The following is a 9,871-nucleotide window of genomic DNA, read 5'->3' as shown; positions in this document are numbered from 1 at the left end:
TGTTCTGAGGGAATTTATTGATCGGGGTGTAACATATGTTTGACAAACCTACAATTCATAAAATTCCATAAAGAACAGGAAAAGTTGTAGCAAAGGTACAGAGAAACAGGTATAATAAATTTACGGTTTTTAGAAAAATCTGAAAGATAAATTTATTTGTGGGTACACTAAGAATTACAGAACAAAGGTCCTGGAGAGTTAGTATGGAGAAGAAAAACGACAGAAATAAAAATACCAGTCAGAATAAACTGTATTCAGATGAAATAAAAGAAATGGAACGTTTGTCAGAAGAGCAGGAAAAGGCACTTCGCGAGAGACGCCAGGCAAGAAAACACCGCATAAAAAAGCAGGAACGAAGAAAAAAATTGATCGTATTGGGAAGCATGGCCGTTGTTACCGTAGTGGTAGCAGTGAGTGCAGTCACCGGAATCGTCAGTTTTGTGACCAGAGAAAGCAGGCAAAGTCAGGTTTCATCAAAAAAATCAGCAGAAAAGGACTCATCGGAGCCGACTTTGACAGATTCGGTGAAACAGAGTCGTTCAGATCTGGAAGTGGATGAGAGAACCCCGGAGGAAATTCTGGCAGATGCGAAGCTTCTCGCGGTACAATATGATTATGACAAGGCAATCAGCCTGCTTCAGAAATACAGTGGCTATAAAAAGAATACAGAAATGCAGGATGCGGTAAAACAATATGAAGAAATAAAAGCTTCCTGTAAGTCCTGGCCACTGGAAGAAGTTACACATGTTTTTTATCATACACTGATAAAAGATCCATCTAAAGCATTTGATGGAGACTATAAAGAAGCTGATTACAATCAAGTTATGACAACGATCGATGAATTCAACAAGATTACAGAGACTATGTATGAGAAAGGCTATGTCATGGTCAGTATCTATGATATGGCTAAGGCAGATGCTGATGGCAATATAACAGAAGGAGAGATCCTTCTCCCGGAAGGGAAGATTCCGTTTGTTCTTTCACAGGACGATGTCTGTTATTATCATTATATGGATGGTGATGGATATGCATCGAAGCTGGTTGTTGATGAGAATGGAAAAATCCGGAACGAATATATAGAGGATGATGGAAGCGTTTCTGTCGGAGATTATGATATGGTTCCGCTGATCGACCGTTTTGTAGAAGAACATCCGGATTTTTCATACAGAGGGGCAAAAGGAATCGTGGCACTTACCGGTTATAATGGTATTCTAGGATATCGTACAGACCAGAGCTATGAGACACGTCCGGATGATCTGGATGCCAATAAGGTTGAATGGCTGGATGCACATCCTGATTTCAGCCTGGCGAAAGAAAGAGAGGGCGCCAAGAAAGTCGCAGATGCCATGAAAGCAGAGGGATGGCTTTTTGCAAGTCACACCTGGGGGCATCAGAATGTAGGGCAGATAGGACTGGAAACACTTCAGACCGATACCCGGAAATTCAAAGATAATGTAGATCCGCTGATCGGAGGTACAGATATCATTATATTTGCGTTTGGTACAGACCTCTGTGGACCGGAGGATTATCACGGCGATAAATTCGAATATTTAAAAGGTGCAGGATACAATTATTTTTGCAATGTAGATTCAAGTAAATATTATGTACAGATAAGAGAGCGGTATTTCCGTCAGGGGAGAAGAAATTTGGACGGATACCGTATGTATTACCACCCGGAGCTTCTGGAGGATCTTTTTGATGTAAAGAGTGTTTTTGATCCGGTAAGACCGACACCGGTGCCGCCAATGGCATAACTGATAAAAGGGGATAAAGAATGAAAAAAAGAGCATTAATACTTACAGCAGTACTTACTGCAGCAGCACTGACAGGGGGAAGTGGTTATCTGCCGGTTACAGACGGCATAAGATCTAAAATGATACAGAACGTTTATGCAGATGCAGAGGATTCAAAAGAATCTGCAGACACAGAAACTTCTGATTCTGTGCTTGATCAGGCAGCGATCATGTATCAGCAGTATAATTATGATGAGGCAATCAAATTGCTGAAAAAGCAGGATGATTTTACAAAAAATAAAGATTACATGGATCTTGCTGCAAAATGTCAGATTGCGAAAAAATCACTGGTTGAATATCCTCTTGAAAAAATCACACATGTATTTTTTCATACATTGATCGAGGACACATCCAGAGCATTTGATGGAGATTCAAAATCCGGAAATTATAATCAGGTCATGACAACAGTCAGTGAGTTTAATAAGATCATTCAGATCATGTATGACAAGGGCTATGTACTGGTAAGTCCACATGATATGGCAACGGTAAATAAAGACGGTACGATGAGCAGGGGCAAGATCATGGTTCCGGAGGGTAAGATTCCGTTTGTCCTTTCGCAGGATGATGTCAGCTATTACCATTATATGGACGGCGATGGCTGTGCATCCAAACTTGTACTTGACGAGAATGGAGAGGTAAAGAACGAATATGTTGATGCTGACGGAAATGTTTTAGTCGGAGATTATGATCTGGTACCGCTTCTGGATTCTTTTATCAAAGAACATCCGGATTTTTCCTATCATGGACGTAAGGGAATCCTTGCGATGACCGGTTATAACGGAGTACTGGGATACAGAACAGACAGTGCATATAAGACCGGCGAAAACCTTCAGGATGACCAGAAGAAATTCCTGGAAGATCATCCTGATTTCGATTATGACCAGGATGTAAAAGATGCGACCAAAGTGGCAGATGCCATGAAGGCAGAGGGATGGGAATTCGCAAGCCATACCTGGGGACATATGAATGCAACAGAGCGTTCTGCTGAGGATCTTAAGACAGACGATGAGAAATGGAAAGCAAATGTAGCCCCGATCCTTGGAGATACAGATATGATCATCTTTGCGTTTGGTGCAGATATTGGTGACTGGGAAGGTTACTCTTCTGATAATCCGAAATTTCAGTATTATAAGAGTGCGGGTTATGACTACTTCTGTAATGTAGATTCCAGTCAGTACTTTGTACAGATCACAGATCAGTATTTCCGACAGGGAAGAAGAAATCTGGATGGTTACAGAATGTATTATAACCCGGATATGCTGAGCGATCTTTTTGATGTATCTGAGGTATGGGATTCTTCCAGACCGACACCGGTACCAGAAATGTGATATGCAGATTTGAAAGGAGTTTTATTATGAAGAAAAAAACAGTTGCAGCGATGTTGGTAATGTGCATGGCTTTATCTGCTACAGCATGTGGCGGATCTGATACAAAAGAAACCAAAACCGAGACAACACAGGATACAGGGAATAAAAAAGATTCTGCATCCTCAGATAAAAAAACATCTGCTTCGGCAGTCAGACTGGTGTCTGTTTCTGATGTTTCAAAATATGTTACGATTGGAGAATATAAGGGACTGACACTGGACAGAGCATCGGTTACTGTAACGGATGATGATGTACAGGCAGAGATCGATTATAATCTTGAAGAAAAAGGAACAGAGGTAAATGACGGAACAGTAGAAGAGGGCGATTCGGTAACGATTAATTTTACCGGAACGATAGACGGAAAAGAATTTGATGGGGGTTCTGCAGAAGATTATGATCTTGTGATTGGCGAGGGCGGAATGATCGATGGATTCGAGGATGGAATCATTGGCATGAAAAAGGGAGAGACAAAAGAACTGGACCTGACTTTCCCGGATGATTACTATGAAGAATCTGTTGCCGGTAAACCGGTTGTGTTTAAAGTTACGCTGCAGAAGTTCGCGCGGCCTTCCGAACTGAATGATGAGTGGGTAGCTGCCAATACAGAATACAAGACAGTTGACGAGTATCGTGCAGCCGTCAAAAAAGAACTCGAAGAAAATGAGACAAAATCAGCAGATTATGATCTTTACAGTAATGCCTGGAGCGAAGTACTCGCAAATTCTGAAGTAAAAGAATATCCGGAAGAAGATGTGGATAAGGCGGTTGAATCATACAAAAAACTCAATGAAAATTATGTCAAAGAAGCAGGTATGGAAATGTCTGATTTCCTTAAGGCTCAGGGAATGTCTGAAGAAGATTATGAGGAAGACTGCCAGCAGTATGCAGAATCCAAAGTGGAACAGAACCTTATTGTTCAGGGAATCATGGATGCAGAAGGACTCAGCCTTGATGATGACGATATACAGACATTAAAAGACGAACTGTTATCAGAATATGGTTATGAGAGTTTTGATCAGCTGGTTGCATATTATGGTGAACAGGAAGTAAATGAATCACTGGCACTGATGCGTGTGGAACGTTTTATAGTGGATAATGCGACAGTAAATGAAACTTCTGCAACAGAAGCTGATGTGGCAAATGAAGATGCAGATCCGGAAAGTGAAGACACAGGAGTTGATGCTGCAGAAGACACTATAGAAGATAATGCGTCAGAGGAAGATAGCAGTGACACTGCAGAAGAAAGTGAGGAAACTGCATCGGAAGATGATGTGGCAAATGAAGGATGATCATAAAAAATGGAAATGTTTTTCAGGAAGATGGAAGTTTTTGCAAGGAAACACTTTATATCAGAAATCACAGACTGACAGAGGCATTTGAAGCAACCGCTGAAGAGGAAGTTATAGATGCCGAGGGTCTTATGGTGATTCCCGGTCTTGTGGATATCCACAGCCATGGAGCATATGGGGAAGATTTTTCTGACGGTGATCCGGAAGGTCTGAAAAAAATCTTAAGATATGAGAGACAAAGTGGAATAACATCATATTGTCCGACTTCCATGACACTTCCGAAGGAACAGCTTAAGAAGATTTTCAAAGGGATCAGGGAAGCAGAAAAGTCCGGCGATGGAGCAACGGTTGCAGGTATCAATATGGAAGGACCGTTTCTGGATCCTGTTAAGAAGGGCGCACATGTCGAAGAATGGATCACGGAACCGGATGCAGATTTTGTAAGGGAATTGAATGAAGTATCCGGTGGAAGGATTAAACTGGTAACGTTGGCACCGAATGTCAGCGGTGCGATGGAATTTATCAGGAAAATGCAGAGTGAAGTACAGATATCTCTGGGACATACAGCGGCAGATTATGAATGTGCGTCAGAAGCAATGGCACTGGGGGCACATCATGTAACGCATCTTTATAATGCGATGCAGCCGTTGGCCCACAGAGAACCGGGACTGATCGGAGCTGCAGCAGATGATCCGGAATGTATGGTGGAACTTATCTGTGATGGTTACCATATCCATCCATCCGTGATCAGAACAACATTCAAAATGTTCGGATCGGAAAGAGTGATTCTGATCAGTGACTCCATGCGTGCAACAGGGATGAAAAACGGTACATATGAGCTCGGCGGACAGGAAGTAACTGTGAAGGACCGCAAGGCAGTGCTGAAAGACGGAACACTGGCAGGATCTGCGACAAATCTGTTTGGCTGTATGTGCAAGGCAATAGAATTTGGTGTGCCTGTAGACCAGGCGATTTTTGCAGCCACGAGAAATCCGGCAAGAAGTATTGGGATTTATGACAGAACAGGGTCTGTTCATACAGGTAAAGAGGCAGATCTTCTTCTGGTAACAGAGAATTTTGAATTAAAAAGAGTTATCTGATATACCTGCTGAAGTATTGAATCATCATTCACAGAATAACTTGATTTAGTTCAGGAATTGTGATTGTATTTCAGAATTAAATGCGTTATGATAATAAATAGACAAAAAAGTTATAGAAAAATACAGCAGGTGGAGTAGATGGATAAAAGGGTATTGCGTGAACGAATGCGCAAAAAGCAACAGCAGATAAGACGTCGTCAGATGATGAAAAAAGGCGCGTATATTGTTGCAATAATTCTCGTATTTGTCTTTGTGATACGAGGAATCATTCTTCCGGTCATTAATCGGGTCGGAGGGAAAAATACAGATAAACCGGCACAGGTACAGGCAGAAACAGATACGAATGCGAATACCAATACGGGAGATTCAGGAACTGAGACACAGATAGAAAAAGACACAAATGCAGCAATCCGTAAACCGCTGAAGGGTGCGAGTGATCTGACAAAGGCTTCACAGCTGACTGCTGGCTGGCATGAGGATGAGAACGGAAAATGGTATCAGAACTCGGATGGTACATATTATGCAGGCGGCCTGCAGGAAATAGATGGTTCTACATATTATTTTGGAGACAATGGTTATACACAGACCGGCTGGGTAAGTGTTGGTTTTGATGACTATTATTTCAGTGATGACGGAACGTATGATCCGAGTCAGCATAAGACAAGAATTGCATTTACGTTTGATGATGGCCCGGGAGAGTATACAGACCAGCTTCTGGACTGCCTGGAACAGAATAATGCACATGCGACATTCTTTATGCTCGGACAGAATGTTGAGAACTGGCAGAGCGAAGTTCAGCGAATGGTAGACATTGGATGTGAGATCGGATCTCATTCCTGGGATCATCTGAATCTGTATGATCTTGATATGGATGCAGTTGCCAAAGAGTTTTCAGATACAGATGCAGCTCTGGAGAAGGCATGTGGACAGAAGGCAAGTGTTGCCAGAGCACCATATGGAAACTGGAGTGATGATATCATTGCTACTGTACAGAAACCATTCTTTACATGGTCGCTGGATTCTCTTGACTGGAGTTATAAGGATGTTGACAAAGACTATAATGAGATTATGAACGGAGATCTTACTGACGGTTCGATCATTCTGATGCATGATATTCATGAGCCATCCGTACAGGCTGCGATCAAGATGATTCCGGAACTTGTGCAGAAGGGTTATAAGCTGATGACTGTCAGTGAGCTTGCAGCAGCCAAGGGAGTTACTTTACAGAATGCAAACTATTCTGATTTCTGGGACAGTTCACTTCAGAAGGGTATCGTTGCAGGATATAACAGTGGTTCTTCTGACGGAAGCAGTGATGGTACAGCGGTATCAGATGGTACTACCTCAGATGACGGTTCTGATGTAAGTGATACAGGCTCTTCGGACAGCAGTGATGTCAGTGATGGAAGTGATGAGAGTTCCGACAGTTCTTCCGGAGATGACAGCTCAGGAGGCGATGACTCTTCCGGGGATGGAAGTTCATCAGATGACAGTTCCGGAGATAACAGCTCAGACGATGGATCTTATGATGACAGTTCCGGAGACGGAAGTGATTATGCAGATGAGGACTCCGGAGATGGGTATGATACAGGATATTAATTCTATATAAAATAAGAATCCACAAAAGAGGACAAGTTCGAAAGCGCAATCGGACAAGTCCTCTTTTTTGTGTACTTGTAATTTCTTATTTTAATTGACGGGAACATTATGGATTGGTATAATATGTCTATAAAAATGCAAAATATCAGCATAATAAATGTGCATAATGCTGATGGGAGGCGCAGAGTTGTGAAGAGTGCCGGAATAAAATAGCTGTTAAGGGAGGTACGTTTGAATGGGAGAGAAGTTGCAGTTTACAGAGCTGGATCAATATCTGTTCGGACAGGGAACCCATTATGACATTTACAGGAAATTAGGAGCCCATCCGACGATACAGAGGCGTAAGAAAGGTGTATATTTTGCTGTGTGGGCACCAAATGCCAGATCAGTTTCTGTTGTTGGAGAGTTTAATAACTGGAATACACAGGCAAATCCAATGAAGAAAGTCGGACCAATTGGGGTATATGAGACATTTATACCCGGAGCAAAGGTTGGAGATCTCTATAAATTCTATATTATCGGCTATCATGGCGAAGAATTATACAAAGCTGATCCATATGGCAATGAAGCAGAACTGAGACCTGGCACTGCATCCAGAATTGCGGACATTTCTGATTATAAATGGAAAGATACTACCTGGATGAAAAGACGTCCGGAATTTGATGAAATCAGAGAGCCTATGGCCATTTATGAGGTACACCCTGGTTCCTGGAAGAAACATGAAGCAAAAGATGAAGATGATCCGGGATTTTATAATTACCGTGAACTGGCACATGAACTTGCTGCCTATGTAAAGAAAATGGGTTATACACATGTAGAACTTATGGGAATTGCCGAGCATCCGTTTGATGGCTCATGGGGATATCAGGTCACAGGATATTATGCACCAACCTCCCGTTATGGTTCTGTTCAGGATTTCAAGTATATGATCGATTATCTGCACCGTAATAAGATTGGAGTTATTCTGGACTGGGTACCGGCACATTTTCCGAAAGATGCACAAGGCCTCGCAAATTTTGACGGTACAGCAGTATATGAACATGAAGATCCGAGACAGGGAGAACATCCGGACTGGGGAACCAAGATTTATAACTATGGCCGTCCGGAGGTCAAAAACTTCCTGATTGCCAATGCACTCTACTGGATTGAAGAGTGTCATGTAGACGGACTTCGTGTTGATGCAGTAGCATCTATGCTTTATCTGGATTATGGAAAGAAGGATGGCGAGTGGGTTGCTAATAAATATGGTGATAACAAAAACCTTGAAGCAATTGAGTTTTTCAAACATTTGAATACCGTTGTACTTGGAAGAAATCATGGAACGGTCATGATAGCAGAAGAATCTACCGCATGGCCACAGGTTACCGGAAAAGCTGAAGATGGAGGACTTGGATTCTCTTTGAAATGGAATATGGGATGGATGAATGATTTTCTTGAATACATGAAATTGGATCCATATTTCCGTAAGGACAATCACAATAAGATGACATTTTCTATGACTTATGCATACAGTGAAAAATATGTCCTTGTCATCTCGCATGATGAAGTTGTACATTTGAAATGTTCTATGGTTAATAAGATGCCAGGCTATCCGGAAGAAAAGATTCGTAATTTGAAAGCTGCGTATGCATTTATGCTGTTCCATCCAGGCAAAAAACTTCTGTTTATGGGACAGGAATTTGGACAGCTGCGTGAATGGAGTGAGGAGAGGGAGCTTGACTGGTATCTTCTGAATGAAAAACCACATCAGGATCTTCAGGAGTTTGTAAAGACGCTTTTACATATGTATACAAAGTATCCTGCATTGTATGCAGGGGACAACGATCCTGACGGATTTGAGTGGATCAATGCAGACGATGCATACAGAAGTATTTTCAGTCTGGTAAGAAAATCTCCTACAAAGAGAAATAACCTTCTGTTTATTGTAAACTTTACGCCGGTTGACCGCCCGGATTATCGTGTCGGTGTTCCAAAGAAAAAACAGTATAAACTGATCATGAATGAACATGGACTTTTGGAGAAACCGGAGGTATTTAAAGCAGAGGTACAGGAATGTGACCACAGAGAGTTTTCGTTTGACTATCCACTGCCAGGATATGGTGTTGCGGTGTTTACTTATTGATAATTTCATTGTGAGAATTAACCAATTTTGCGCATCGATAATTATATAAATTTAACAAATAAAATCGTTGCAATTTAAGAAAATATAGGTTATACTGAACGCGACTGAGGAAAATCATTTGGAAACTCAGTATTTACATGAAATGCAGTAAGTTGAACATAAAAAAAAGATTTTGAAAGGAGATTTACAATGAAAGTATCTAATATTAAAGACATCGAGAAATTTTTTGAAGTAGTAGACAGCTGCCAGGGCAAAGTTGAACTGGTAACAGGTGAAGGTGACAGACTGAACCTCAAATCCAAACTGTCCCAGTACGTATCTCTTGCAAACATCTTCTCCGGCGGAGAAATTCCGGAACTTGAGATCGTAGCATATGAGAAAGAAGATATCGACAAACTTCTCAGCTTCATGATCAACGGTTGATTTTAGAGAGTATAGAGTGGGGACGTGACTGGTTCATGTCCCCATTACCCATATAAAGGGATAATAACCAGGGGGTATTTTATGCCTCCTGGTCAAATTGCGTTATAAGTTAGCGGTATAAAACAAATAATATAAAGTAATTTAGCAATCATTTTGCCCATGGGCAGAAAGAGAGGAA

Annotated in this window: 7 protein-coding genes; all 7 read left to right on the top strand. The window is 41.5% G+C overall.

What is annotated here, in order from left to right; genetic code table 11:
- The first annotated feature begins 203 nt into the window (after positions 1-203).
- The 7 genes from LI112_RS10950 (at position 204) to LI112_RS10920 (ending at position 9,693) form a co-directional block, all read left to right on the top strand.
- Positions 204-1,754, top strand: a complete 1,551-nt coding sequence (locus LI112_RS10950; protein WP_117593103.1) for a polysaccharide deacetylase — start codon at positions 204-206, stop codon at positions 1,752-1,754.
- Between the two features lie 20 nt (positions 1,755-1,774).
- Entirely contained in the window at positions 1,775-3,121 is a 1,347-nt protein-coding gene (locus tag LI112_RS10945) for a polysaccharide deacetylase family protein (protein WP_055066251.1), read from the top strand.
- A gap of 26 nt (positions 3,122-3,147) precedes the next feature.
- Positions 3,148-4,449 carry a trigger factor gene (gene tig / locus LI112_RS10940; protein WP_227190703.1) on the top strand — a complete coding sequence of 434 codons (1,302 nt, stop codon included), beginning with the start codon at positions 3,148-3,150 and terminating at the stop codon, positions 4,447-4,449.
- Complete coding sequence (nagA, locus tag LI112_RS10935; protein WP_227190702.1) at positions 4,446-5,549, top strand: N-acetylglucosamine-6-phosphate deacetylase; 1,104 nt, start codon at positions 4,446-4,448, stop codon at positions 5,547-5,549. Before tig ends, nagA begins: the two co-directional genes overlap by 4 nt.
- A gap of 138 nt (positions 5,550-5,687) precedes the next feature.
- Positions 5,688-7,148, top strand: coding sequence for a polysaccharide deacetylase family protein (locus LI112_RS10930; RefSeq protein ID WP_227190701.1), 1,461 nt, complete (start codon positions 5,688-5,690; stop codon positions 7,146-7,148).
- Positions 7,149-7,383: 235 nt separating this feature from the next.
- Positions 7,384-9,270: a 1,4-alpha-glucan branching protein GlgB gene (gene glgB / locus LI112_RS10925; protein WP_227190700.1), complete on the top strand. Its 1,887-nt coding sequence runs from the start codon at positions 7,384-7,386 to the stop codon at positions 9,268-9,270.
- Positions 9,271-9,459: 189 nt separating this feature from the next.
- Positions 9,460-9,693, top strand: a complete 234-nt coding sequence (locus LI112_RS10920) for a hypothetical protein (RefSeq protein WP_022387919.1) — start codon at positions 9,460-9,462, stop codon at positions 9,691-9,693.
- Positions 9,694-9,871: the final 178 nt, after the last annotated feature.

It is taken from the genome of Blautia sp. 210820-DFI.6.14, from assembly GCF_020558815.1.
In the GTDB taxonomy this organism is placed as follows: domain Bacteria; phylum Bacillota; class Clostridia; order Lachnospirales; family Lachnospiraceae; genus Blautia_A; species Blautia_A obeum.
This window is presented reverse-complemented; position numbering and strand designations above follow the sequence as displayed.

Excerpts from the sequence above, each read along its gene's own strand:
- tig (WP_227190703.1), top strand. The coding sequence starts at position 3,148 with ATGAAGAAAAAAACAGTTGCAGCGATGTTGGTAATGTGCATGGCTTTA.
- LI112_RS10945 (WP_055066251.1), top strand. The coding sequence starts at position 1,775 with ATGAAAAAAAGAGCATTAATACTTACAGCAGTACTTACTGCAGCAGCA.
- glgB (WP_227190700.1), top strand. The coding sequence starts at position 7,384 with ATGGGAGAGAAGTTGCAGTTTACAGAGCTGGATCAATATCTGTTCGGA.
- LI112_RS10930 (WP_227190701.1), top strand. The coding sequence starts at position 5,688 with ATGGATAAAAGGGTATTGCGTGAACGAATGCGCAAAAAGCAACAGCAG.
- nagA (WP_227190702.1), top strand. The coding sequence starts at position 4,446 with ATGATCATAAAAAATGGAAATGTTTTTCAGGAAGATGGAAGTTTTTGC.
- LI112_RS10950 (WP_117593103.1), top strand. The coding sequence starts at position 204 with ATGGAGAAGAAAAACGACAGAAATAAAAATACCAGTCAGAATAAACTG.
- LI112_RS10920 (WP_022387919.1), top strand. The coding sequence starts at position 9,460 with ATGAAAGTATCTAATATTAAAGACATCGAGAAATTTTTTGAAGTAGTA.